The sequence below is a fragment of the Agrilactobacillus fermenti genome (assembly GCF_021030645.1).
In the GTDB taxonomy this organism is placed as follows: domain Bacteria; phylum Bacillota; class Bacilli; order Lactobacillales; family Lactobacillaceae; genus Agrilactobacillus; species Agrilactobacillus fermenti.
Map to the genome: position 1 here is coordinate 13,069 of NZ_JACGCJ010000023.1, position 25,797 is coordinate 38,865.

At 40.0% G+C, this 25,797-nt stretch carries 22 protein-coding genes, 1 tRNA gene and 1 riboswitch; of the genes, 19 read left to right on the top strand and 4 right to left on the bottom strand.

The features are described 5' to 3' along the window. The first annotated feature begins 3 nt into the window (after positions 1–3). The 6 genes from uvrA to FHQ08_RS09000 all read left to right on the top strand — a co-directional run bounded on the left by uvrA (position 4) and on the right by FHQ08_RS09000 (position 7,042). Positions 4–2,838 (top strand): excinuclease ABC subunit UvrA, encoded by a 2,835-nt coding sequence (uvrA, locus tag FHQ08_RS08975; RefSeq protein ID WP_230914074.1) that lies wholly within the window; start codon positions 4–6, stop codon positions 2,836–2,838. 76 nt (positions 2,839–2,914) lie between these two features. After that, positions 2,915–3,451 carry an HdeD family acid-resistance protein gene (locus tag FHQ08_RS08980; RefSeq protein ID WP_230914075.1) on the top strand — a complete coding sequence of 179 codons (537 nt, stop codon included), beginning with the start codon at positions 2,915–2,917 and terminating at the stop codon, positions 3,449–3,451. A gap of 251 nt (positions 3,452–3,702) precedes the next feature. Next, complete coding sequence (gene rapZ / locus FHQ08_RS08985) at positions 3,703–4,593, top strand: RNase adapter RapZ (protein WP_230914076.1); 891 nt, start codon at positions 3,703–3,705, stop codon at positions 4,591–4,593. Continuing rightward, a complete protein-coding gene (locus FHQ08_RS08990; RefSeq protein ID WP_230914077.1) occupies positions 4,590–5,618 on the top strand; it encodes a gluconeogenesis factor YvcK family protein in 1,029 nt (342 codons plus the stop codon). The genes rapZ and FHQ08_RS08990 overlap by 4 nt, the downstream gene beginning before the upstream one ends. Before the next feature lie 4 nt (positions 5,619–5,622). Then, positions 5,623–6,570, top strand: a complete 948-nt coding sequence (gene whiA / locus FHQ08_RS08995) for a DNA-binding protein WhiA (RefSeq protein ID WP_230914078.1) — start codon at positions 5,623–5,625, stop codon at positions 6,568–6,570. A gap of 16 nt (positions 6,571–6,586) precedes the next feature. Beyond that, positions 6,587–7,042: a MarR family winged helix-turn-helix transcriptional regulator gene (locus FHQ08_RS09000; RefSeq protein WP_230914079.1), complete on the top strand. Its 456-nt coding sequence runs from the start codon at positions 6,587–6,589 to the stop codon at positions 7,040–7,042. 114 nt (positions 7,043–7,156) lie between these two features. Here the strand turns inward: FHQ08_RS09000 and clpP are convergent, their stop codons facing one another. Continuing rightward, positions 7,157–7,744 carry an ATP-dependent Clp endopeptidase proteolytic subunit ClpP gene (gene clpP, locus FHQ08_RS09005; protein WP_230914080.1) on the bottom strand — a complete coding sequence of 196 codons (588 nt, stop codon included), beginning with the start codon at positions 7,742–7,744 and terminating at the stop codon, positions 7,157–7,159. A gap of 232 nt (positions 7,745–7,976) precedes the next feature. Between clpP and FHQ08_RS09010 the strand changes: the two genes are divergently transcribed. From FHQ08_RS09010 to FHQ08_RS09020, 3 genes are all read left to right on the top strand, one after another. Beyond that, the gene (locus FHQ08_RS09010; protein ID WP_230914081.1) at positions 7,977–10,190 is read left to right on the top strand and encodes an amino acid ABC transporter substrate-binding protein/permease; all 2,214 of its coding nucleotides are present in this window, start codon (positions 7,977–7,979) and stop codon (positions 10,188–10,190) included. Continuing rightward, entirely contained in the window at positions 10,187–10,924 is a 738-nt protein-coding gene (locus tag FHQ08_RS09015; protein ID WP_230914082.1) for an amino acid ABC transporter ATP-binding protein, read from the top strand. Before FHQ08_RS09010 ends, FHQ08_RS09015 begins: the two co-directional genes overlap by 4 nt. 165 nt (positions 10,925–11,089) lie before the next feature. Further along, a complete protein-coding gene (locus FHQ08_RS09020) occupies positions 11,090–11,524 on the top strand; it encodes a hypothetical protein (protein WP_230914083.1) in 435 nt (144 codons plus the stop codon). 238 nt (positions 11,525–11,762) lie between these two features. Here FHQ08_RS09020 and FHQ08_RS09025 read toward each other — a convergent pair. Further along, a tRNA-Arg gene (locus FHQ08_RS09025) sits at positions 11,763–11,834 on the bottom strand. Between the two features lie 559 nt (positions 11,835–12,393). Between FHQ08_RS09025 and FHQ08_RS09030 the strand changes: the two genes are divergently transcribed. From FHQ08_RS09030 to thiE, 9 genes are all read left to right on the top strand, one after another. Further along, positions 12,394–13,479: a glycerophosphodiester phosphodiesterase family protein gene (locus tag FHQ08_RS09030; protein ID WP_230914084.1), complete on the top strand. Its 1,086-nt coding sequence runs from the start codon at positions 12,394–12,396 to the stop codon at positions 13,477–13,479. A gap of 191 nt (positions 13,480–13,670) precedes the next feature. Next, complete coding sequence (locus FHQ08_RS09035) at positions 13,671–14,714, top strand: sugar-binding transcriptional regulator (protein WP_230914085.1); 1,044 nt, start codon at positions 13,671–13,673, stop codon at positions 14,712–14,714. A gap of 31 nt (positions 14,715–14,745) precedes the next feature. Then, the gene (gene gap / locus FHQ08_RS09040; RefSeq protein WP_230914086.1) at positions 14,746–15,768 is read left to right on the top strand and encodes a type I glyceraldehyde-3-phosphate dehydrogenase; all 1,023 of its coding nucleotides are present in this window, start codon (positions 14,746–14,748) and stop codon (positions 15,766–15,768) included. 137 nt (positions 15,769–15,905) lie between these two features. Then, a complete protein-coding gene (locus tag FHQ08_RS09045; protein WP_230914087.1) occupies positions 15,906–17,117 on the top strand; it encodes a phosphoglycerate kinase in 1,212 nt (403 codons plus the stop codon). 24 nt (positions 17,118–17,141) lie between these two features. Then, positions 17,142–17,897 carry a triose-phosphate isomerase gene (gene tpiA, locus FHQ08_RS09050; protein WP_230914088.1) on the top strand — a complete coding sequence of 252 codons (756 nt, stop codon included), beginning with the start codon at positions 17,142–17,144 and terminating at the stop codon, positions 17,895–17,897. 73 nt (positions 17,898–17,970) lie between these two features. Then, positions 17,971–19,263: a phosphopyruvate hydratase gene (gene eno, locus FHQ08_RS09055; protein WP_230914089.1), complete on the top strand. Its 1,293-nt coding sequence runs from the start codon at positions 17,971–17,973 to the stop codon at positions 19,261–19,263. A 339-nt stretch (positions 19,264–19,602) separates the two neighbouring features. Beyond that, positions 19,603–19,701, top strand: a riboswitch (TPP riboswitch). Positions 19,702–19,770: 69 nt separating this feature from the next. Continuing rightward, the gene (gene thiM / locus FHQ08_RS09060; RefSeq protein WP_230914090.1) at positions 19,771–20,574 is read left to right on the top strand and encodes a hydroxyethylthiazole kinase; all 804 of its coding nucleotides are present in this window, start codon (positions 19,771–19,773) and stop codon (positions 20,572–20,574) included. Between the two features lie 2 nt (positions 20,575–20,576). Continuing rightward, positions 20,577–21,404: a bifunctional hydroxymethylpyrimidine kinase/phosphomethylpyrimidine kinase gene (thiD, locus tag FHQ08_RS09065; protein WP_230914091.1), complete on the top strand. Its 828-nt coding sequence runs from the start codon at positions 20,577–20,579 to the stop codon at positions 21,402–21,404. Beyond that, positions 21,391–22,041: a thiamine phosphate synthase gene (gene thiE, locus FHQ08_RS09070; RefSeq protein WP_230914092.1), complete on the top strand. Its 651-nt coding sequence runs from the start codon at positions 21,391–21,393 to the stop codon at positions 22,039–22,041. Before thiD ends, thiE begins: the two co-directional genes overlap by 14 nt. 10 nt (positions 22,042–22,051) lie before the next feature. Here thiE and FHQ08_RS09075 read toward each other — a convergent pair whose 3' ends face one another. Together FHQ08_RS09075 and FHQ08_RS09080 are read right to left on the bottom strand one after the other, a co-directional pair. Continuing rightward, positions 22,052–22,717 (bottom strand): potassium channel family protein, encoded by a 666-nt coding sequence (locus tag FHQ08_RS09075; protein WP_230914093.1) that lies wholly within the window; start codon positions 22,715–22,717, stop codon positions 22,052–22,054. 14 nt (positions 22,718–22,731) lie between these two features. Further along, the gene (locus FHQ08_RS09080) at positions 22,732–24,081 is read right to left on the bottom strand and encodes a TrkH family potassium uptake protein (RefSeq protein ID WP_230914094.1); all 1,350 of its coding nucleotides are present in this window, start codon (positions 24,079–24,081) and stop codon (positions 22,732–22,734) included. A 136-nt stretch (positions 24,082–24,217) separates the two neighbouring features. Here FHQ08_RS09080 and FHQ08_RS09085 point away from each other — a divergent pair, with 136 nt between their 5' ends. Further along, entirely contained in the window at positions 24,218–25,780 is a 1,563-nt protein-coding gene (locus tag FHQ08_RS09085; RefSeq protein WP_407929200.1) for a ClC family H(+)/Cl(-) exchange transporter, read from the top strand. Positions 25,781–25,797: the final 17 nt, after the last annotated feature.

The window sequence follows — 25,797 nt, forward strand, 5'->3', positions numbered from 1 at the left end:
TGTATGGCTAACGATAAAATTGTAATTCATGGCGCACGTGCGCATAACTTAAAAAATATTGATGTGACGATTCCTAGAGATAAATTGGTGGTCGTGACTGGGTTATCAGGTTCCGGGAAAAGTTCACTGGCCTTTGACACTTTGTATGCTGAAGGGCAACGCCGTTATGTTGAAAGTTTATCTTCCTACGCACGGCAATTTTTAGGTCAAATGGATAAACCTGATGTGGATTCCATCGACGGTTTAAGTCCGGCAATTTCGATTGATCAAAAAACCACATCAAAAAATCCACGATCAACAGTGGGCACTGTCACTGAAATCAATGACTATTTGCGACTTTTGTGGGCGCGCGTAGGTCAGCCTATTTGCCCCAATGATGGAACGCCGATTACGAGCCAGTCAGTTGATCAAATGGTAAACAAGACGCTTGCTTTACCAGAACGAACAAAGATCCAAATTATGTCACCAATCGTGCGTCAAAAAAAAGGGCAGCATAAAAAAATCTTTGCTCAGATTCAAAAGGAAGGCTACGTGCGTGTGCGTGTGGATGGTGAAGTTCATGATGTCTCTGAAGATTTTGATTTAGACAAAAATCTAAAGCATGATATTGATATTGTCATCGATCGATTAGTGATTCGTGATGGTATCCGTTCGCGCTTATTTGATTCGTTAGAGAGTGCTTTGCGGTTAAGTGATGGTTATGCCAATGTGGATGTTATTGGTGGTGAACCGTTAATCTTCTCTGAACATTATGCTTGCCCAATTTGTGGTTTTACAGTCGGTGTTTTGGAGCCGCGCCTCTTTTCCTTTAATGCACCATTTGGGGCTTGCCCAGATTGTGATGGCCTTGGCATGAAATTGGAAGTTGATCCTGACTTAGTAGTTCCCGATTCTAGCAAGACATTAGAAGAGGGCGCTTTAGCACCCTGGAATCCGATCAGTTCGCAGTATTACCCGAATATGCTCGCTCAAGCCTGTGCAGCGTTTAAGATTCCCATGGATAAACCTTTCAATAAATTGACCAAGAAACAACAACACACAGTCTTATATGGTTCAGAAGGCAAAAAATTTCATTTTCATTATCAAAGTGATTTTGGTAATGTTCGGGATGTGGATACTGCATTTGAAGGGGTGATTCCTAATGTGGATCGCCGCTACCATGAGACCAATAGTGACTTCACCAGAGAGCAAATGCGCTTGTACATGCAGGAATTAACTTGTCAGACCTGTCATGGTAAACGTTTGAATCGGCAGGCATTGTCCGTTAAAATTGCCGGTCAGGATATTGCCGAAGTGTCCGATTATTCAATCAAAGATGCATTACCCTTTTTTAAGGCATTGCACTTTTCTGAACAAAATGAAACGATTGCGAAGCCAATTCTAAAAGAAGTAAGCGATCGACTATCATTTCTAAATAATGTGGGTTTGGATTATTTAACATTGTCTCGTTCAGCAGGAACGTTATCTGGCGGTGAGGCGCAGCGGATTCGTTTAGCTACGCAAATTGGTTCTAATCTATCTGGCGTATTGTATATTCTAGATGAACCTTCCATTGGCTTACATCAACGTGATAATGATCGTTTGATCAATTCTTTGAAACGCATGCGTGATTTAGGCAATACTTTGATTGTGGTGGAACATGATGAAGACACGATGCGTGCAGCAGATTACTTGATTGATGTTGGGCCCGGTGCCGGTGATAAGGGTGGCCAGATCATGGCGGCTGGGACGCCAAAAGAAGTTGAGCAGAATCCGAATTCATTGACAGGTCAATATTTAGCAGGGAAAAAATACATTTCGGTGCCAACAAAACGCCGAAAGGGAAATGGCAAAAAGATTCGGTTGACTGGCGCTGCGGAAAACAACTTGAAGCAGATTACGGTAGACTTTCCTTTAGGCAAGTTTGTGGCTGTAACGGGTGTTTCCGGTTCTGGTAAATCGACTTTAGTAAACACCATCTTGAAGAAGGCATTAGCTCAAAAGTTAAATCATAATTCTAATAAACCTGGTAAATATAAGAAGATCTCAGGTTATCAGAATATTGAGAAATTAGTGGATATCGATCAAAGTCCAATTGGGCGGACACCACGTAGTAATCCGGCAACCTATACGAGTGTCTTTGATGATATTCGGGGTCTATTTGCGCAAACAAATGAAGCTAAAACGCGGGGGTATCAGAAGGGTCGCTTTTCATTTAATGTCAAAGGCGGCCGCTGTGAAAATTGTAAGGGCGACGGTATCATGAAGATTGAAATGAATTTTCTCCCTGATGTTTATGTACCCTGTGAAGTTTGTCATGGCAAACGTTACAATTCAGAGACTTTAGAAGTCACTTATAAAGGTAAAAATATTGCGGACGTACTGGATATGACCGTGGACGAAGCTTTAACTTTCTTTGAACCAATTCCTAAGATCCGGCGTAAATTGCAGACAATCGTTGATGTCGGTTTAGGCTATATCACTTTGGGACAATCCGCTACGACTTTATCCGGTGGGGAAGCACAGCGTATGAAATTAGCCTCAGAGCTGCATAAAAAATCTTCGGGTAAAAACTTTTATATTTTAGATGAACCAACGACAGGATTGCATACAGACGATATCAAACGGCTTTTAAATGTTTTAAACGCTTTGGTTGATGAGGGTAACACGGTTTTAGTGATCGAACATAATTTGGATGTTATTAAAGATGCGGATTATGTTATTGACTTGGGACCTGAAGGCGGCGACAAAGGTGGTCATGTCGTGGCTACTGGTACGCCGGAACAGATTGCTAAAGTACCTGAAAGTTATACTGGAAAGTATCTGGCACCAATGTTAGCCAAACGACAAAAACAGTAAATATTTTGCATTTTATTTTTGAAACTCCTATCATGAGAATATGTTTAAATAGTTTCATGATAAGGGAGGAAATTGAATGTTTAGTCATCCAGATTATCAACGTGGTTTTGATTGGACGGAGTTTTTAAGTGGTATTTTGTTCATTTTGATCTCAGTTTATTTTTTTAGTCGGCCGGTGGTAGCTTTGGGTAGTTTAGTCGTGATCACCGCTTTGATCGCGATTGTTCGCGGCATTGTTAATCTAAGCAGCTATACTAAGTTCCGTGCGATTATGCCAGTCAGTTGGCTGCTCGTGGTGGCAGCGGTCTTAGATATCATCATCGGCTTACTTTTTTTGTTTGATACAGCGCTAGGTAGCTTAACCATTGCCTATCTATTTGGATTTTGGTTTTTGATTGATGCAATTACAGGCTTGTTAACGAGTGGTCATCTGCGTACTTTTGGTGGCGGCTGGTTCGCTATCTCTGTGATTTTTGATATACTTGCGTTAGCTTTAGGTGTGATGATGATTTTACAGCCCGCTTTAGCTGCGTACACATTAGTGTTTATTGTGACTTGGTTCTTATTAGTTGCTGGGTTGAATCATATCGTGATTGCCTTTGCACGCCGGTAGATCAAGACCGCATTAGTGACATAGTTTTATGAGTTAAAGTTGAATTTAAGCAACAGGGTGGGACCAGATTGTATTTTGGGCCACCCTGTTAGTGTATATGGTGAAAATCTAGTAATAAATTGGTTCTTTGCGATGTTAATTTAAACGGATCGTTGAAAATGGGTGATTTGCATACATGACACACCAGGTATGTTATAATTAGCTAAATCTCAAATTAAATGTAAACAATTTATTAGAAAGTGGGGCAAAACATGCAGCAGCCAGATACATTGAGTTTAGTGATCATTACGGGCATGAGTGGGGCTGGTAAAACAGTTGCCATGCAAAGCTTCGAGGATTTAGGCTATTTTTGTGTGGATAACATGCCACCAAGCTTATTACCCAAGTTTTGGGAATTGGTTAAAGAATCGGGGAAGATTACAAAAATTGCCTTGGTGATCGATTTACGTTCGCGAGCTTTTTATGATGAAATCATCAGTATGTTGTCTAGCGTAGATAACTCGAATTTTGTCTCCACAAAAATCTTGTTTTTAGATGCCTCCAACGAAGAATTAGTCTCGCGGTATAAGGAAACGAGGCGGTCTCATCCACTAGCCATGGAAGGGCGTTTAATGGATGGCATTTTGAAAGAACGGGAATTATTAGCAGAAATGCGTTCTCGGGCACAATTAGTGATCGATACTTCTGATTTGTCTCCTCGTCAGTTGCGAGAAGAAATTTTCGATAATTTCAAGGTAAGTGATAATCCTACTTTTCATTTAGAAATTATGTCCTTTGGATTTAAATATGGGCTACCGATCGATGCCGATATTGTCATGGATGTCCGCTTTTTACCAAATCCATATTATGTTCCGGCTTACCGGAATAAAACCGGTTTAGATAAACCAGTTTATGACTATGTTATGGCGCAGCCGACAACTGAAGAGTTCTATACGCGCTATTTAGATTTATTGCGGCTGATTATGCCGGGGTATGTCAATGAAGGCAAAACAAGCATGACAATCGCAATTGGCTGTACTGGTGGGCAGCACCGTTCAGTCGCAATTGCCAGTCGATTAGCTAAGGATCTCGGCAAAGAGTATCCAGTGGATGTGACCCATCGAGATATGTCTAAACGCAAAGAAACGGTGAATCGCTCATGAGTTACGGTAATAAGATCATTCGTGTGATTAAAGGTCGTCGGCCGAAGATCGTTGTGATCGGTGGCGGTACGGGGCTGCCAGTTATTCTAAATAGCTTACGCGATAAAAATGCAGCAATTACGGCCATCGTAACGGTTGCCGATGATGGCGGTTCATCCGGTGCGATTCGGGACTATATTAATGTTGTGCCACCTGGTGATATTCGAAACGTACTGGTTTCGCTGTCCGATTTGCCAGCAGATTTTTTGAATATTTTCCAATATCGGTTTAATAGTAAAGATTCGTTTTTCGCTGGTCATGCGATCGGTAATTTAATTATCGCGGCACTTTCAGAAATGGAAGATAATATTTTTGACGCGGTTCAAAAACTTTCAAAAATGATGAAAGTAGATGGTCAAGTTTTTCCAGCTTCTAATGAACCGTTGACACTGAATGCAAAATTTCAAGATGGCACGACATTGTCTGGTGAAACGGAAATTACCCATGCACGCAATAAGGTAGAGCGTGTCTGGATCACAAATACCCAAGATAGTACTCAACCACCCAAAGCGGTTACCCCTGTTTTAAAAGCCATTTTGGATGCTGATGTTGTTGTTTTAGGGCCGGGATCCTTGTTCACCAGTATCTTACCAAACTTGATGATTCCTAATTTAGGCGATGCTGTACGTCAAACAAAGGCGGAAATCATTTATAACTGTAATATTATGACGCAAATGGGCGAAACTGAACATTTCACGGATGCAGATCATGTTCGTGTTTTAGATCGTCACTTAGGCGGTGATTTTGTGGATACCGTTTTGGTCAATACGGCACCAGTTCCTGATAATTACTTGGATCACCAAAAGTATGATGAGTACTTAGTTCAGGTAAAACATGATTTTGAAGGCTTACGTGATTTAGGTTGTCGTGTGATCTCTGATGATTTTCTGGATTTACATGATCATGGCGTATTTCATAACGGTGAAAAAGTTGCAAATGAAATTGTGAATTTAGCTTTACAACGGGATGGTCGGAGACGGAGGTGAATCAATGGCATCTTATGCAAGTCAAGTAAAAAAGGAACTAACAAATTTAGAGGTACATCCAGAACATGCCCGGGCGGAATTAGCCGCTTTGATTCGAATGAATGGTTCCTTGGATTTGGTGGATCATCATTTTCTTTTAGTGATTCAGACGGAAAATCCGGCTATCGCACGGCGAATTTACGCTTTGATTCGCCAACTGTATCAAATTGAAGCCCGACTATCAGTCCAAAGAAAAATGAAACTCAAAAAAAATAACTTGTATTTGGTACGGTTAATGCAGCATAGTGAATTGGTCTTGTGTGATTTGGGGATCATTCATGGTGACAGTTGGTTGATCCAGACTAAGATTCCAGACAAAATTCTAAATGCAGAACAGCGCATGCGCTCCTATCTGCGTGGGGCTTTCTTGGCAGGGGGATCGGTCAATAGTCCCGAAACAAGTCGTTATCATTTGGAGATTTATTCACTACATGAAGATCACAATCAAGGTATTTTACAAATGATGAATCATTTTGATCTCCATGCAAAAACAACCGAGAGGCGCAATGGATATGTTGCCTATATTAAAGAAGCCGAAAAAATTTCTGATTTTCTTCAAGTTGTTGGCGCTACAAAAGCGATGCTTTCCTTTGAAGATGTTCGCATTGTTCGAGATATGCGCAATTCTGTGAATCGGCTGGTTAACTGCGAAACCGCAAATATGAATAAAACAATCGATGCGGCTACGCGACAGTTAGAAAATATCAAGTTTTTGAAAAACACGGTGGGGTTTGAGCGTTTACCAGAGAAATTACGTGAAATTGCTCAGTTACGTTTAGATAACCCCGAGATGTCACTGAAGGAATTGGCTGAAATTGTTCCCAGCGGCGCTATTTCCAAATCAGGTATCAATCATCGTTTACGGAAATTATCACAGTTGGCTGAGCAAAAACGTCAGGATTTAGTAAGTTAAGAAAAGAGTGGATACGATGACAAAACCGATTTTATTAGATGAGCAATTATGTTTTTCGATTTATCAAGCACATAAAGTTTTTAATCATTTTTATGCAAAAGCACTAGAACCCTTCCATTTAACCTATTCACAATACATCGTGTTATTAGTATTGTGGGAACAAGGTAGTTTGTCAGTCAAGTCACTGGGACAAGAGGTCGGTTTGGATAGTGGCACATTGACACCGTTATTAAAACGACTGGAGAAGGATGGCTGGGTTACTCGGCAACGTTCCAAAGAAGATGAACGACGTTTGGATGTTTCTTTGACGGATAAAGCCAAGCAGCAAAAAGATGTTATTTATGCTCATGTTGGTTCTTGCATTGATGCGATTGGGTTAAGTAATGATCAATATAATCAAGTCAAGTCAGATGTAGAGCGTGTGCAAAAGTTATTAAGTAATGTGCCCGATACGACTTTTGCAAAAAATTAAGTGGTTTTCACCTTGGGTATCAGAGGATATATTGTTGGTCGGAATATGGGCTACAAAAAAAGGATCAATGCAAAACAAATTGTTTGCATCGATCCTTTTTTTACATATCAGTGGTTATTTTTTAGGACTGTTCGTCATAATTTTATCAATTAGACCATAGTCCTTAGCTTCTTGAGCAGTTAGGAAGTTATCCCGTTCAGTATCGCGCTGAATAGTCTCCAAATCCTGACCAGTTGCATCGGCTAAAATTTGGTTCATTAACTTTCTAGTTTTTAGAATTTCTTCTGCAGCAATTTCAATTTCAGTTTGCTGACCTTGAGCACCACCAGAAGGTTGGTGAATCATAACAGTTGCATGTGGCAAGGCAAACCGCTTGCCTTTAGTGCCGGCAGCCAGCAACACGCTGGCCATCGAGGCAGCCATCCCCATAGCAATTGTTTGGACATCAGCTTTAACAAAGTTCATTGTATCCATGATCGCCAAACCAGAACTGATTACGCCACCAGGAGAATTAATGTAGATATAAATGTCTTTTTCAGAATCTTGGGCATCTAGGAAAAGTAACTGTGCAATAATGGAATTTGCCATTTGATCGTTTACTTCGCCAGAAAGCATGATAATGCGATCTTTTAATAGACGTGAGTAAATGTCATAAGCTCGTTCGCCTCTTGCAGATTGCTCTATAACTGTAGGTACAAGCATAAACGAACCTCCTAATCTAATTTAGCACTCTAATTAGTACAGTGCTAAATTTACCATAAAGCTCGAAATAGGTCAACAAATTCAACTTTGATTTGTAAAATGTTAGCAAAAATTATCGTATAATAATTAGATTTTGATGTGAAAAAAGAATATACTTTTAAAGCAAATTCTGCTAAGATAGATAAAGTGCTATTGTCATGTTTTATGACATCAGAATTTTAGGAGGTAAATTATGAAGAAGTGGCTCTTAATGACACTTGGGTTCGTTGCTTGTTTCATTGGTTTGGCAACTACTTTCAGTCCAAATCAGAATGTACAAGCTGCAAAAACATATACAATTGGAACGGATGTTACATACCCGCCATTTGAATTTGCCAATAAGGAAAATAAATACGTCGGTATCGATGTTGATTTAATGAAGGCTGTGGCTAAAGAAGAGGGCTTCAAGGTCAATATCAAAACCATGGGCTTTAACGCTGCTGTACAGGCGATGGAAGCTGGACAAATTGACGGTGTAATTGCTGGTATGATGATTACACCGGCGCGTCAACAAAAATTCGATTTCTCAGCGCCATATTATAATTCTGGGGTTGTCATGGCTGTCGGGAAGAACAGTACCATCAAGAACTTTTCGCAATTAAAGGGTAAACGGGTGGCACTAAAAACTGGGACGGCAGCGGCCACTTTTGCGAACAGTATCAAAGATAAGTATGGTTTTAAGACTGTTACTTTTGATGATTCTAATAACATGTATGAAGATGTGGCCACTGGTAATTCAGTTGCTTGTTTTGATGATCAGCCTGTTTTGCAGTATGCCATTCAACATGGTGAAAAACTGAAGTTGGCTACAAAACCTCAAACAAGCGGGGCTTATGGTTTTGCCGTTAAAAAAGGTGCAAATCAAGAGCTACTTGCCAAATTTAACGCTGGTTATAAGAAGTTAAAAGCAAATGGGACTTATCAAAAAATCGTTAAGAAATATGTCGGTTCGACAAGTGGTATTCCTAAAGCATCAGTAGCTGTTGCTGCGACAACAAAGGGGACACAGAGTGCTAAGAATCCTAATGTTGCTGGGAAAACCTTTAATATTGGCACAGATGTGACTTTTCCACCATTTGAATTTGCTAATAATAGTAATGAATATGTTGGGATCGATATGGACCTCATGCGGGCAATTGCTAAGAATCAGGGGTTCAAAGTACAAATCAAGCCGCTTGGATTTAATGCGGCTGTGCAAGCTTTGGAATCTGGGCAGATCGATGGGACTATTGCTGGTATGTCCATTACGGATGAACGTAAACAGAAATTTGATTTTTCGGATCCTTATTTTCAATCTGGAGTCGTGATGGCGGTTGCTAAGGAGAGCTCAGTCAAAAGCTTGTCGCAGTTGAAGGGTAAGAAAGTTGCCGTTAAGACTGGGACAGCCGGAGCTGATTATGCTAATAGCATTAAGGATAAGTATGGCTTCAAAACCGTTACTTTTGACGATTCCAATAATATGTACCAAGATGTCGTTACCGGTAATTCAGTTGCTTGTTTTGAAGACTCACCGGTTATGCAATACGGGATCAAACAGGGGACTAAGCTTAAAATTGTAACTGATCCGGCAGAAAAAGGAGATTATGGTTTTGCTGTTAAAAAAGGCGTTAATCAGGATCTCTTGGCAGCTTTTAATGCTGGATTGAAGAATTTAAAGGCCAATGGCGAGTACAATAAAATTACAAGCAAATATTTGGGTAGTAAACAGAATAATGCTGAAAGTGCAGCTAAGAGCAACAATGCGGACACTGAGGATCGCTCTTTCTTTGGCTTGATCAAACAGAATAAGGGCGCTTTGTGGAGTGGTTTCAAAGAAACTATGTGGCTGACTATCGTTTCAATTTTCTTTGCAACCGTATTTGGCGTCATTGTCGGTTTGTTGGGCGTTGCACCTGGTAAATTCGGCAAGGGCCTTTCAAGTACGTTGATCTATATTTTCCGGGGGATGCCGTTGCTAGTTCTGGCATTGTTCATTTATACCGGTATTCCGAGCTTGACTGGTAGTAAGATACCGGCATTTATTGCTGGTGTAGTTACTTTAACCCTCAATGAGGGGGCTTATACGGCTGCCTTTGTTAAAGGAGGCATCGAGGCCGTGGATACTGGACAAATGGAGGCTGCTAGAAGTTTGGGCCTACCTTATGGGAAGTCAATGCGTAAAGTCATTTTGCCACAGGGTATCAAGATCATGGTACCATCTTTCATTAACCAATTTATTATTACGTTAAAAGATACTTCGATTTTGTCTATTATTGGTTTGTTGGAATTAACTCAAACAGGTAAGATTATTATCGCACGTAATTTGGAAGGCTTTAAAGTTTGGACGATTATTGCTTTGATCTATCTAATTGTTATCACCTTATTGACTTGGCTTTCTAATTGGGTTCAAAGGAGAATGAATGCATGAGCTTAAAAGTACAAGTAACTGACTTAAATAAGAGCTTTGGTTCCAACCATGTGCTTAAAGGCATTGATTTAGATGTGCAAAATAATGAAGTTGTAGTTATTATCGGACCTTCTGGTTCAGGTAAGAGTACGTTATTACGTTGCTTAAACCGTCTTGAAACACCTACCTCTGGTAAAATTGTGATCGATAATGTAGATATTAGTGATCCTAAAGCAGATATTAATCGGGTACGACAAAATATTGGGATGGTTTTTCAGCATTTTAATCTATTTAATAATATGACAGTTGCTGAAAATATCATGTTGGCACCAATGGAATTAAAGGGAGAAACTGAGAGTCAGGCAGCTGACCAAGCGCACAAGTTGTTACAGCAAGTTGGCTTGGATGAAAAATTTGATGCCAAAATCCAATCACTATCTGGTGGTCAACAACAACGTGTGGCCATTGCCCGGGCCTTAGCTATGAATCCGGATATTATGTTGTTTGACGAACCAACATCAGCACTGGATCCGGAAATGGTTGGCGACGTCTTAGAGGTTATGAAAGACCTGGCTAAGCAAGGTATGACGATGGTTGTTGTGACCCACGAAATGGGTTTTGCCAAAGAAGTTGCTGACCGTGTGATATTTGCTGATGAAGGTAAAATTCTTGAGCAAGGAAAACCAAATGAAATTTTTGGCAACCCCCAGAATCCACGACTCAAGGACTTCTTAAATAAGGTATTAAATGTTTAATTCATATTGAATTTCTGACCGCTGGTGAGGAGTAGCTTTATACTCTGATCAGCGGTTTTTTAGATGGCTGAGTGGTTTGAATTTAAATGATATACTTTAAAAAAGGTGTAATTGTTGGTTCTCTTGATTGAAATATAGTGGCCTTGATAATGTGAGGTGAGTTAGATGGCTTTTAAAAAAAACAGAATCTCTAAATTTAGTGTTGCCAATGTGCTCTTGCAGGTGTTAATTGTTTCTTTAGGGCGTAATTCATTAAAACGGACCATTCCTGTTCATTTTTCATTTAATGGTGTTCCAGATAGTTATATTTATGGTGCTAAGCTTACCTCAATGCTTATGGCCATTCTTGTGATTAATTTTATTGCCTATTTGATTTATATGTTGCCTTTGAATTACGTACTGCCGCCGATTTTCGCTGATTTTTTGAAACAGATAAAGATTATCTTTTCTATCTGGCTATATGTTTTTTCATGGAACTTATTACCATTTTTCTTTCACGGCAATCAGAAACCATTTGAATATCTTATGTTTATAATGAATGTATTGTTGTTATTTTCTTGGGCAGTAGTCATTGTTAAAAAGTTGATTTTAAAGCGTTAATGATTAAGTGTAAGCTAATATCTTGTAGCTAATCTCAGCAGAGTGTCAGTAATTGTGGTGGTATAAGGATAGGATCAGTTAAAGCCGTATAAGAAGCGGATTTTCAACCATGTTCAGCGTCTTTGTAAATAGAACATACTTTTCTAAAACCAACCACAATTCAATAAAAACAAAAAAGCCCCAAAACGTTGAAATGACAACATTCTGGGACTTGATTATATTTGGTGAAACCGCGTTATGCACCACCCGGGAGTCGAACCCGGATCTTAAGAACCGGAATCTTACGTGCTATCCATTACACTAGCGGTGCAGTACTTAAAAATGATAGCATTAGAGGGAACATTTTTCAACAAAAAAATGAAGATTTATGAAAAAAGGTCTGTGATATGGGCAACTCAATCACCTTTACACTTAAGTTTCGCCGATTTTTGGCTAGCAGCAGCCAAATTATTATTTTTAATCTGGGTTTTAATTTGTTTTGTGTCAATTTATATCGTAGGCTTAGTGGATTAGTGATCCATCATTTTACATTTTCGATTAGTGACCTTGTTAGACCACAGAATCTTGCCCAGATCAATTTAATGGGAGCTACGCTTTTTTATGCGTTGACCGCAGTATTTATTTTAGCAATGATGGGACAAGTTTATTTTCTGTTATTGTACCCGCTAAAGCTGATAACGGTAAAATCAAAATTGATTTGCACAGTTACAATTTGGATTGCAATTTTGCCAATTGGGAACCTGATTTTATTTTACAATTATGCAGGGATTTTTCGATTATCAGATTTAGGTAAAAATCTAATGGATTCCCGCTGGTCTTTACGCTTGATAACGCTGCTTTTGATTATAAGCTATTTTGTTTGCGTTGGGATGAGTGCTTGGGTTTTCAAACATTATGCGCGCTTAGCCTATCACTATTTGATCAAATGTGTATTACAAGCGCTAGTCAGCCAATTATTGTTATTACTGTTTTCAGCAATTTTACTTATCTTTATACCGACCCCGACTTGGAGCTACATTTTCATGCGTATTGGTCAGATTGCTGTTGGGGTAATATTGATCCAGCAACTGCGGCAAAATCAACCAATTTGGTCATTAAAGGTTCGTTCAGGAATAGTATCAATATCAGCCTTAATACTTTTATTTATCAATGTTTTACCAATATTGACCATACCTCAGGCGCATATGGTTTCGCAATGGCAATGGATCGCACATCGGGGTGTGAATGGTAATGATGGCGTTCAGAATTCGATTGGCGCTTTGCGGCAAACACATCTGAAGTATCCAAGTTATATAGAATTAGATCTTCGCTTAACTAAGGATCAAAAATTTGTTGTTATGCACGATCCCAACACTTATCATTTAACGGGCAAACGCGAAGATATCGCACAACACACGCAAGAACAACTACGGCGATTGGTTTTAACTGAATATCAAAAACACGCACATATCGCTTCTTTTGACACTTACTTGAGCGTGGCCAATCGGTTACACCAACCTTTGATGGTTGAATTGAAAACCGTTCCCGGAGATCCCGCAGCCCACATAGCGCAGTTGTTTACTAGCCGCTATCAGCGACGGTTAGCGCAAAATCATGCTATCGTTCATGCTTCTAATTTACGGTTATTACAGGCGTTAAAGCACCAACATTTCAAATTGCCAGTGGGTTATATTGTGCCGTTTAGTTTTTGGCAAACGTCAGGCGGTCAGTATGATTACGAATCTAGTAATGGTAGAAGTTACTGTGCAGCTTTACCATTGGTAGGGACCATTTCTAAAAAACAGCACTACCTTTGGACAGAAAATGACCCACATAGTTTTATTTTATATGATATTGGTATTCAAGGTTTAATCACAGATCAATTAAGTTTGATACAAAGTGAGTTTAAAAAACAGAATAATATTTTTTCAAAAATAACCGTCAATATGTTTCTACTTTTCAGACTTTTTTGTTAGTAAGGACGCGGTTTGAAGGCTTTTTTCATTTTTTGCGCAACGCGCTTGCAAAAGAAGAATCTGACTGTTATACTAAGGTTGTTCGTGAGGGAGTATGGAGCGTAGATTGCCATTCCTTTTATTTTTACTTTGTATGGGTCAGTAAATGACATAGGTGGTCGTTAATTGTCCCATAGGAAGGCGGAGCATTGATGCATGATGAAATAGCGTGGATAGAGACCATTGCCCCGGACTTTCTTGAAGTGATTCGCCGTCGTTACCATATCTTGCAGCATATTAATTGGATGCAACCTGTTGGTCGACGTGTATTGGCGATCAAACTGGATATGAGTGAACGTGCCCTTCGGACTGAAACTGATTTTTTGAGAGCTCAAGGTTTGATAACTTCTTCTAAGTCTGGCATGGTTTTGACAGATAATGGTGAAGAAGCCTTGAATGGCCTCGAAAAGTTTATGGGTCAAATTTTGGATGTTCATCAGCGAGAAAAGCAATTGATGGCCTTGTTAGGCATTGACCATGTCTTGATTGTCGCTGGCGATAGTGATGACCAACCTCGGGTATTGAAAGATATCGGGCGTTTGGTTAATGAAACGCTACGTGTTTTGTTACCTGATGGTCGTAACATTATTGCCGTAATGGGCGGTACAACGATGGCTCGTGTTGCAAAAGAGTTGACGCCCAAGTTGTCGAATGAACGCGAATTGGTTTTTGTGCCAGCTCGTGGCGGTATTGGCGAAACGGTGGATATCCAAGCAAATACAGTTTCAGCAGATATGGCTCAGCGTACACATGGTACACATCGAATGTTATATGTTCCTGAACATGTCAGCAAAGAAACCTATGAGAGTCTGTTACAAGAACCATCTGTACAGGCCGTACTACAAATGATCACCCATTGTAATGCCGTTTTACATAGCATCGGTGATGCTGTGGCGATGGCTAAGCGCCGTGGCATGACAACTGAAGAAGTTAATATGATCAAAAGTGAAGATGCAGTAGGTGAAGCATTTGGTTACTTCTTTAACGATGCTGGTGAAGTTGTTTATAAGATACCGCGAATTGGTTTACAAATTCGGGATCTTGATAGTATTCCATATATACTTGCGATTGCTGGCGGACGTTCAAAAGCTCGGGCAATTCAGGCTTATATGAAAAATGCACCTCATCAAACTTGGCTGATTACAGATGAAGGTGCCGCAAATCAGATTTTAAAAGGGTTAGCCCCTTTAAAATAAATTTTCATTTCCTAAAGGAGGAAATTTTTGTATGACTGTAAAAATTGGTATTAATGGTTTCGGACGTATCGGTCGTTTGGCTTTCCGCCGTATCCACGAATTAGGTAAAACAGCTAACGACATCGAAGTCGTAGCTATTAATGATTTAACTAGTCCTGCAATGTTAGCACACTTGTTAAAATATGATTCTACTCATGGTACTTTTGATGGTGAAGTAAGCGCAACTGATGACTCTATCATCGTTGATGGTAAGAAATATCATGTTTATGCAGAACCACAAGCACAAAATATTCCTTGGGTTAAAAACGATGGTGTTGATTTCGTTCTTGAATGTACTGGTTTTTACACTTCAAAAGCTAAGTCTCAAGCACATATCGATGCTGGTGCAAAACGTGTATTGATTTCTGCTCCTGCCGGCAATGACTTGAAGACTGTTGTTTACAACGTAAACGATGATGTTTTAACTGCTGACGATAAGATCGTTTCTGCTGGTTCATGTACTACAAACTGCTTAGCACCAATGGCTTACTTCTTAAATAACGAATTTGGTATTGAAGTTGGTACTATGACAACTGTTCATGCATACACTTCAACACAAATGTTATTAGATGGCCCAGTTCGTGGCGGTAACTTACGTGCTGCTCGTTCTGCTGCTGCTAACACAATTCCACATAGTACAGGTGCTGCAAAGGCTATTGGTCTTGTAATTCCTGAATTAAACGGTAAATTGCAAGGACATGCACAACGTGTATCTGTTGTTGATGGTTCATTAACTGAATTAGTAACTGTTTTGAAAGAAAAAGTTACTGCAGATCAAGTTAACGAAGCTATTAAGAAACACACAGAAGGTAACGAAAGCTTTGGCTGGAACGAAGACGAAATCGTATCTTCCGATGTTATCGGTACAACTTATGGTTCAATCTTTGACCCAACACAAACAGAAGTTACAACAGCTGGCGACAACCAATTAGTTAAGACTGTTGCTTGGTACGACAACGAATATGGCTTCACTTGCCAAATGGTTCGTACTTTATTGAAATTTGCTACACTTTAATCTTTAGATTAGATATTAGTAAACTTTTAATAGCTGCATAGTTTCTGACGAAGAAGGCGGAGGGAGGTTTCTCCTTCTGCCTTTTTCTGTTCATTAACTTGTTATGCATGACACAATGACCTAGGGGGTTTTTAGTTTTGGCTAAATTAACAGTTCAAGACGTAGACGTTAAAGATAAAAAAGTATTGATTCGTGTTGATTTCAATGTCCCAATCAAGGAGGGCGTGATTGGTAATGACAATCGGATCGTAGCTGCATTACCTACAATCAAGTATGTCATCGAACACGGTGGTAAAGCTATTTTGCTTTCTCATTTGGGCCGCATCAAGAGTGATGATGACAAGAAAGAATTATCTTTACGTCCGGTTGCGGAACGTTTATCTGAGTTATTAAGTAAACCAGTTGAATTTGTACCAACAAATGAAGGTAAAGAATTAGAAGATGCTATTAATAATATGACTGATGGTCAAGTATTATTGATGGAAAACACACGTTTCCAAGATATTGACAATGATTTTGGTAAACGTGAAAGCAAAAATGATCCTAAATTAGGTGAATATTGGGCTTCTTTAGGCGATGTCTATATTAATGATGCTTTCGGGACAGCACATCGGTCACATGCTTCTAATGTTGGGATTGCAACAGCTATGAAAGCTGCTGGCAAACCCGCTGCTGCTGGGTTCTTAATGGAAAAAGAAATCAAGTTCTTGGGTGATGCCGTTGACAATCCAGTTCATCCATTCGTGACAATTTTAGGCGGTGCCAAGGTATCTGATAAAATTGGCGTAATCGATAACTTAATTCCTAAGTCTGATTACATTTTGATTGGTGGCGGGATGGCTTATACTTTCCTAGCTGCTCAAGGTCATAAAATTGGTAAATCATTATTTGAAGCTGATAAGTTAGACCTTGCTAAAGAATTATTGCAAAAGGCTGGGGATAAGTTGATCTTACCAGTTGATAATATTGCGGCCAAAGAATTCTCCAACGATGCTGAACATGAAGTTGTGGGTCAAGATATTCCTGATGGCGAAATGGGCTTGGATATTGGACCTAAGACAATTGCACTCTTTGAAGAAAAATTAAATGGTGCTAAGACGGTTGTTTGGAATGGGCCAATGGGTGCTTTTGAAATGAGCAATTTTGCCAATGGTACACTAGAGATTGGTAAAGATCTTGGTAAATTAGAAGGTGCAACAACGATCATCGGTGGTGGTGATTCTGCAGCAGCTGCTCAACAATTAGGTATCGCTGATCAAATCACACACATCTCTACAGGTGGTGGTGCATCACTAGAATACCTCGAAGGTAAAGAATTACCTGGCATTGCTGCTATTTCTGAAAAATAGTTTTTTTGAAAGGAAGTTATTTTCTTGCGTAAACCAATTATTGCCGGCAATTGGAAGATGAATCAGAATCCTGAACAAACACGGGAATTTGTAAATGCTGTTAAAAATGATTTGCCAGATACGAATGATGTGGAAGCTGTCATTGCTGCACCTGCATTAGATTTAGCCACACTGATTGATGCTGCTAAAGATTCTGTATTGATTCCAGCTGCTCAAGATGCTTCTGTCCATGACGAGGGTGCTTACACGGGTGAAAACAGTCCCAAAGTATTGGCTGAAATGGGTACTCAATATGTTATTATTGGACACTCAGAACGCCGGAGCTACCATCATGAAACTAATGAAGAAGTTAATGAAAAAGCAAAAGCATTATTCCGAAACAAACTTTTACCAATCATTTGTGTTGGTGAAACTTTGGAACAACGGGAAGCTGGCGAGACTGAAGATTTAGTTGCGACTCAAGTCGAAGCTGCTTTAGCTGGATTAACAGCTGATCAAGTTAAAACTTTAGTTATTGCTTATGAACCAATTTGGGCAATTGGCACTGGTAAAACTGCCTCAGCCGATCAAGCACAAGAAGTTTGTGCTCATATTCGTCAAACTGTTGCAAAACTATATGACCAAACAACAGCTGATGCTGTTCGTATTCAATACGGTGGTTCTATGAAACCTGCTAATGTTAAGGAATTGATGGCACAACCTGATATCGATGGTGGTCTTGTTGGTGGCGCTAGTTTGAAGGCAGATTCCTTCTTAGAATTAGTTCATTATAACAACTAATTTTCATTTCAATTTGGCTGTTTTTTCGGTAAAATGTATCCGGAAGTAAAAATTAAAAGGAGCGTTAAATTCTATGTCTGTTATTACTGATGTATTAGGCCGCGAAGTTTTAGACTCACGTGGCAATCCTACTGTTGAAGTTGAAGTTTATACTGAACTTGGCGGCTTTGGCCGTGCCATTGTTCCATCTGGGGCTTCAACTGGTGAACACGAAGCTGTTGAATTACGTGATGGCGATAAAAACCGTTTTGGCGGTAAAGGTGTTTTAAAGGCTGTTGCCAATGTTAATGATGTGATCGCTAAAGAAGTGATTGGTATGGACGTTACCGACCAACGTGCTTTAGATCAAGCAATGATTAAGTTAGATGGTACTCCTAATAAAGGTAAATTAGGTGCTAACGCTATTTTAGGTGTTTCTTTGGCTGCTGCACGCGCCGCCGCTGACGAACTAGGTCAACCTTTATACGAATACTTAGGTGGCCCTAATGCCCATGTTTTACCAACACCAATGATGAACGTTATTAATGGTGGGGCTCATGCTAATAATAACGTGGACTTCCAAGAATTTATGATTATGCCTGTTGGTGCTAAATCTGTTCATGAAGCTATTCGGATGGGTTCAGAAACTTTCCATGCTTTACAAGCTTTGTTAAAAGAAAAAGGCTACTCAACAGCCGTTGGTGATGAAGGTGGTTTCGCACCTGATTTGAAGAACAACGAAGAACCCTTTGAAATCTTAGTTGAAGCAATTACACGTGCCGGTTACAAACCTGGTGACGATATTGCAATCGCCTTTGATGCTGCTTCTTCTGAATTCTACAACACAGAAACACATCAATATGAATTGAAAGGTGACGGCAAGAACTACACCGCTGCTGAATTTACAAACTTACTTGAGAACTTAATCGATAAGTATCCTGTTATCTCTGTGGAAGACCCATTAGATGAAAATGAATGGGACGACTGGAAGACATTAACAGCTCAATTAGGTAAAAAAGTACAAATTGTTGGTGACGACTTGTTCGTCACAAACACTGAATACTTGAAGAAAGGGATCGACATGGGCGTTGCCAATGCCATCTTAATCAAAGTTAACCAAATTGGTACTTTGACTGAAACTTTTGAAGCTATTGAAATGGCTAAAGAAGCTGGCTATACAGCTATTGTTTCTCATCGTTCTGGTGAAACAGAAGATACAACTATTGCTGACTTGGTTGTTGCTACAAATGCTGGCCAGATCAAGACAGGTTCTATGAGCCGGACAGACCGTATTTCCAAATATAATCAATTAATGCGGATCGAAGAACAATTAGAAGGCGCTGCTGAATACAAGGGTATTCACAGCTTCTACAACTTAGGCAAATAAGTTGAATTTAAGTTCTGTTAGGTACAGTGTCGTTTTTAAAGCTACGCGTCTAAACTAACTTATATATCAATGGATAAAACAAGATTTTACATTTTGTTTTATCCATTTTTTGATTACGCATATTTTGAGTTAAACGTGTGCCAAAAGCGAACAGCCTCACCTATCAACGAATGATTCAAACGAAAAGCCACTATTCTTTGAATTCGTAGTGGTGCTCATGCGCTGAGCGCCTTTTATCTCAAGCTCGAATTTTTTATCGTCTTAGAACTTTTATGGCGTTCCGCTGTAAGATTCAGTTGACTTCATTTTCGAGACAGCTTATCATTACAATACAATAGATATTAACACGAGGGGTGTCCTTAAGCGGACTGAGATGGTTAAACAAACCCTTTGAACCTGTAAGTTCATACTTGCGTAGGAACGTGTCATTTGATCGGTATATTTCTGATAAATAACCGGTATCCTGCGCATTTGTATGGATACCGGTTATTTTTTAGGAGGTCAAACATGCAAGTTGAATTATTAGCTAAATTAAGATCCGTAAATCCAGTGGTGATGAATATTTCCAATTTTGTGACAGTTCAAGACGTTGCCAATGGGATCAATGCGATTGGTGCTTCACCAATCATGTCTGAAGAAATTAAAGAAGCTGCAGAAATGGTGCAGATGAGCGCTGCAGTTGTATTAAATCTAGGTGCTTTTACTGATGAAGCGCTAGGACATATTCGACAAACAGGTCTACTTGCCAATCAGCTTCATAAACCGCTCATTGTAGATCCTGTCGCTGTTGGTGCGGTAGCATACCGAAAACAAACAGTAGCTGATTTGTTTAACGTATTTCACCCAGACATCATTCGTGGTAATGCTGGTGAAATTGCGGCTCTGGCTGATGTTGCATGGCAGTCTAAGGGTGTTGATGCTGGTGAAGGTCACGCTGACCCAGTGGCTATTGTTAAAAAAGCAGCTCAAAAATACCAAACGATTATAGTCATGACCGGAGAAACGGATTATATTTCTGATGGGAAGCAAGTTGTCACAGTTGAAAACAATACGCCTTTATTCCAACTTCATGTTGGCTCAGGCGATATGTTATCTAGTATTATTGGTGCTTTTGCTGGCGTGACATCAGACTATTTCGAAGCTGCACAAACTGCAGCAGTGGTTTTTGCGGTAGCCGGGGAACAGGTGGCTGATCAGTTGCCTACCGAGCTACCGGGAACGTTTGCAATAAAATTGCTGGATCAGTTACATTTAGTCACACCGGAAACAGTGGCTGCTAAGGGTCGCATCAAACAACTGGAGATGGATTAACAATGACAGATAGGATACCTCAAGTTTTAACGATTGCTGGCACAGATTCTGGTGGTGGGGCCGGAGTTATGGCTGATTTGAAAACATTTCAGATGCGGCATGTTTTTGGAACTGCAGTAGTTGTAGCAGTAACTGCACAAAATACAGTAGGGGTACAAAATTTTGTCAGTCTGTCTGAAACAATGGTTCATGACCAGTTTAAGGCTTTGGCTGATGATTTCACAATTAAAGCTTGTAAAACAGGAATGTTAGCAGATGCTGAACATGTCAGATTTGTTGTGCATAACTTAAAGAAATATCATTTTGGCCCTTTGATCGTTGATCCAGTCATGATTGCTAAAGGGGGCGCTCAATTACTGGCAGACGATGCAATTTCCGTTGTGAAACAAGCACTGTTGCCACTAGCCACCCTAATCACACCGAATATTCCTGAAGCTGAGCGGCTAAGTGGTCAAACCATCAAGAATCGCTCCGACATGCAACAAGCAGCTCAAAAATTAAAACAGCTGGGTGCGAAAAATGTCCTAATTAAGGGTGGGCATCTCGCTAGTCAAGCAGCAGCTGATTATGTTTTATTAGCGGATGGCCGCTCACTATGGCTGGAAACACCTCGATTTGAAACTAAGAATACACATGGGACCGGAGATACTATATCCGCTTGTATTGTTGCTGAATTGGCAAAAGGGTATGATCTATTAACTGCATTAAAAACGGCTAAACAGTTTATCTATGCTAGTATTGCCAATCCAATTGAGGTTGGACACGGCCATGGCCCACTCAACTTATGGGCGTATACAGATGGGTATCAGGAGGAAAATGATGAAATTTGAACCCGACCAATTACGTGCTTATTTTGTTTGCGGTACTCAAGATTTGCGTCCAGAACAAGATATTTTAGAATTAGTTGATCGCGTACTAGCTGCGGGTGTGACCGCGTTTCAATTCCGCGATAAAGGGCCGCACAGTCGATTGACACCAGCGCAACGCTTAGAGATTGGGCGAGCATTACGACAGCTCTGCAGGCGTTATCAGGTGCCATTTATTGTTGATGATGATTTAGCACTAGCTGACGCAACGGCTGCAGATGGCATCCATGTTGGCCAAAAGGATGGTAATATTAAGGCCACTGTGAGTCAAGTAGCTGGCAGACACTTTATTGGCTATTCTTGCGAAACGACTGCGCAAATAAAAAAAGCCAATACCATTGGTGGTATTGACTACTATGGCTGTGGGCCTATCTTTCCGACCCAATCAAAAACAGACGCTGATCCAGCCTTTGGACCAGAAGGATTAATGGCACTAATTAAAGCGGCTAAGCGACCAGTAGTTGGTATTGGAGGCATCACGTTAAACAATCATGCTCAATTACCCACTAATGCCGCTGGTTATGCTGTGATCTCATATTTAACACGCTCACAAGATTTAACGGCTGACGTAGCAGCCTTATTGGCTATAACGGCGAAATAAACATAGTTGATCAGTCGCTTTTGATTGCGTCATCTAATTCTTGAACGCGGTCTACTGGACCGACGACCGTTAAAATATCGTTTAAATGGACCATGTCAGTTGGCTTGGGCGTAATATTAACCATTTTGCCATGGTGGATCGCAATGACATTCAAGTCAAATTTTTGCCGTAAATTGAGTTCCAGTAAATTCTGATTGGCAAAATTCGAATCGGTAATTTCAATTTCAGCAAGGGTGTAGTCTGGACTTAAATCAATAAAACTTAAAATATGATTAGATAGTAATTTTCGAACCATATTACGGCCAATGTCGCGCTCTGGGAAAATGACTTGATCCGCGCCCACTCGATCTAAAACTCGGCCATGGGCGGCAGTTTCTGCCTTAGCAATGACCCATTTAGCGCCTAGCTCTTTAACTAGTAAGGTTGTCATAATACTTGCTTCCATATTATTACCAATACCAATAATGACAAAATCAAATGTATCAATGTTTAGCCCTTTCAAAACAGCTTCTTCTTGGGTATCGGCAATTAAAGTTTGAGTTGCAACGTCCATTAAGGCGTTAACCCGTTCTTCGTCAATGTCTACGGCTAAAACGTCTTGATGGAATTCGGTCAAGGTTCGGACAACACTCTCACCGAAACGACCTAAACCTAACACAGCATAATTTTTTTTCAAAATGAGTCACACTCCTAACCAATTAAGACATTTTCTTCTGGATAACGAATCAAATTTGTTTTAGTCTGTTGATTCAAGATGGCGTACATGGACGTAAAAATACCCACACGCCCAATAAACATTAACAGCATGATGACAATTTTGCCGACAATAGAAAGTTTAGCTGTTAGGCCGAGACTGAGACCAACAGTTCCAAAAGCAGATAAAACTTCAAATAGAATGTACTCTAAACCAAATTCTTTTGGCGTGACTTCTGTTTGAGTCAAAATCAGGGTTGCAATCGAGATAATACCTGTCGCCATAAAGATCAATAATAGTGCCCGGTTGATGTTATCGGCACTGAAGCGACGTTTTGCGAACATGACATCTTTCTGGCCGCGCAATTGAGCGATGCTTTGAAGCACAAGGATGCCAAAGGTTGTGGTTTTGATCCCACCGGCAGTGGATCCAGGCGTACCACCAATAAACATTAAAATCATAATCAAGAAGATACTGCCTTCTTGAAGTTGATTGGTATTGACAGTTATTAAACCGGCTGTTCTTGGTGTGACACTGAGTAATAGGGTATTCATCAAACGGTTAAAATTATCAGATGTCGTTTGGATAATTGCCAGATTTTTTTCAGTGATTAGCAATGTCAAAAAACTGATCGTAAATAAAGAAAAAGTTGTCACTAGCGTGAGTTTTGAGTTTAAATTTAATCGGCGGCGTTCACGGTAAAGTAAAACATCACGCCAGACAAGAAATCCCAGACCACCGGCAATAATTAGAATAATGGTTACCAATAATACATAGGGATCATTCTGAAAGTTTTTTAAACTATTACCAAAAACATCAAAGCCGGCGTTACAAAAAGACATGACTGACTGATAAAGTGCGCAATAAACTCCCCTTCGCCAGCCATAACGAGGAATGAAATCTACGGCGAATAATAGCCAGCCCGCCCCTTGCATAATTGCTGAAAGACTAACAACATAGGACATAACGCTTTTAGTATCCGTTAAGTTCTCTAAGTTAAGTGATTCTTTGACTAATAATTGTGTCGAAAGATCAAGGTTACGTTTAATCAAATTAAAAAGTAAAACTGCAAACGTCATATAACCAAGGGCGCCAACTTCGCTCATCAATAAAATGATACTTTGACCAAAAATTGTCCAGTGTGTGGCAGTATTGACAACCGTTAAGCCGGTGATACAAGTGGCGGAAGTGGCTGTGAAAAGGGCATTAAGCCAAGAGGTACTGCCATGAATAACTGTAGCCATAGGTAATTTTAGAAGCAGTGTGCCTAATAGAATGATCACAATGAAACCAGAAGTCATTTTTTGCGGCAGCGTTTTAAATAAATGAAGCGGTAATTTTTTCATAATTAAGTCCTTATAAAGGTAAAGGTTAATTTTAATTTTACAATAATTAAAGTCGGGATGAAAGGCAAGGTCTGTTGTCACAGTTTCTGAAAACGAGTAATATATTTATTGATAAAGATAACAATGGGGTAATATTTTGAATAATTCGTTAAGACATCACCTGAGCTTGGACAAATTACACTATATTTACCGCGGCTTGGTAATTGGGTTACTAGCAGGTGCAGCTACGGCCGCCTTTCGGTTTAGTATTGAAAAAATCTTGGTCGTGTTTCAAGCTGTTTTTCATAAAATTCGAATGGGGCAGTGGTCTTTATTATATCCACTTGTAGGCGTTTTAATTTTATTTGGTGTGATTGTTGGTTTGCTGTTACGGCGCGCGCCACAAATATCAGGATCGGGTATACCCCAAGTTGAAGCACAATTAGATGAAGAACTAGATTATAATTGGTGGCAAATTTTATGGCAAAAATTTGTTGGCGGGGTCCTAGCAATTGGGCCGGGATTATTTCTCGGACGTGAAGGGCCCTCAATTCAGCTGGGGGCAGCTGTTGGGCAAGGCACTGCAGAGATCACTCGGGTCTCTGGTTCGGATCGGAGGATCATGATTGCTGCCGGTGCTGCTGGTGGCCTCTCAGCTGCATTTAATGCGCCAATTGCCGGGACAATGTTCGTACTAGAAGAGATTTATCATAACTTTTCCTATCCTGTTTGGTTGACATCATTGGCCAGTGCAGTGGCTGCAAATTTTGTGTCTTTAAATGTTTTTGGTATGCAACCCATTTTACATCTGAATTATCAACGGTCCTTACCAGTAAATTTGTATTGGCACTTGTTGTTGTTAGGTATTATTTTAGGGTTATTAGGGCGATTATACCAAATTGTGTTGTTGAATCAGGATAAATTTTACCGGTATTTTAAGTTCATCCCCAAAGCATTTTTGGGATTGGTACCCTTGTTAGTATTGATTCCACTTGGTATTTGGCATCCAGATTGGCTTGGCGGCGGCAATGGCGTGATTTTGAATTTTAATCAGGCCACTATTAATTTAGGTTATTTGGTCACGTTGTTTTTAGTCCGTTTTTTATTTTCAATGATGTCCTATGGTTCTGGTTTACCGGGTGGTATTTTCCTACCAATTCTAACGCTAGGGGCGATTATTGGTGCCCTTTATGCCGCTGTGATGATTCATTTAGGCTGGTTGCCGCAAGGGTACTGGCATAATTTGGTGATTTTTGCAATGGCTGGGTATTTTGCTGCTATCGGTAAAGCACCATTTACTGCTATATTATTGGTGACAGAAATGGTTGGCTCCTTAGTTCATTTAATGCCTTTAGCAGTATTGAGCTTGGTCGCTTATCTGGTCGTAGATATTTTGAATGGTGATGCAATTTATGAAGCTCTAAGGCAGCGTTTGACTGTGATTCATAAGATCATGACTTCTAGAAATTTAGATCAAGTACAGGTGCCAATCTTTGAAGCGCCTGGTGCACATGCTTTTAAGGTTATGGACCTTCAATGGCCCGAAAATAGTTTGCTGATCAGTATTCAGCGGGGTGAGAAACATTTGATTCCTCATGGTAGTAGTCGCGTACATCCTGGTGATACGTTAATCTTACTAGTGCCCAGCGGTCAAGCGGGTGCTATGCGGCGGTTGATTCAGCAGCACATTGAATCGATTTATACAGGCAAACCACAATAGATATCCAAAAATTCTAG